General features: G+C 40.8%; 1 protein-coding gene. It reads left to right on the top strand.

The genetic code is table 11. The annotated features are described in order from the left end of the window. Window positions 1–25 precede the first annotated feature (25 nt). The gene (locus ACGHAV_RS16945; RefSeq protein ID WP_390383375.1) at window positions 26–418 is read left to right on the top strand and encodes a hypothetical protein; all 393 of its coding nucleotides are present in this window, start codon (window positions 26–28) and stop codon (window positions 416–418) included. The last annotated feature ends 116 nt before the right edge of the window (window positions 419–534 follow it).

Here is a 534-nt window from a genome sequence, read left to right as displayed (position 1 = left end):
GTTATATGCCATGTGGGTTTAATAGATGCTCTCTAAAGAAACTATGATGTTACCGATCCTTCAAGTCGCCGAAGGCTTTAAACCTATTTGGAATGAGTTTCTTGACGAATGGTCAGATGAAAATGAGGTTCCTGTGTATTTAGCTTTATCAGATTTAGCCAGGTATGTATCAACGTTAGTTGAGAAATCTGATGGAGAAGAACTTAGGGACATCTTTTCTGTAGTAGAACGGTGGCATTTAGAAGGCGATAAATTTGTAAAAGAAGCTGCTACAGTTGGGCTATTAGAGGACTTGCAAAATACTAACGTTGTAGGTGTTGGCGTACCGCAAAAAATTGAGCCATTTTTGTTGCCTCAAACTAAATTGTGGTGGCAAAAGGTTTCGCTTTTTTGGAGCGAAGACAAGGTTATAAGTTAGTAAGGCATATAACAAACGCATTAACACTCGCTGCTCTCGCTAGGGACAAAAACACGTAGGCTCCCTTCGCTTCGCTCTGTATTATAGCCTACGTATTTTTGCCCGTTATGCGGGCC

It is taken from the genome of Alteromonas sp. MTD1 (assembly GCF_042848195.1).
Classification (GTDB): Bacteria; Pseudomonadota; Gammaproteobacteria; order Enterobacterales; family Alteromonadaceae; genus Alteromonas.
This window is presented reverse-complemented; position numbering and strand designations above follow the sequence as displayed.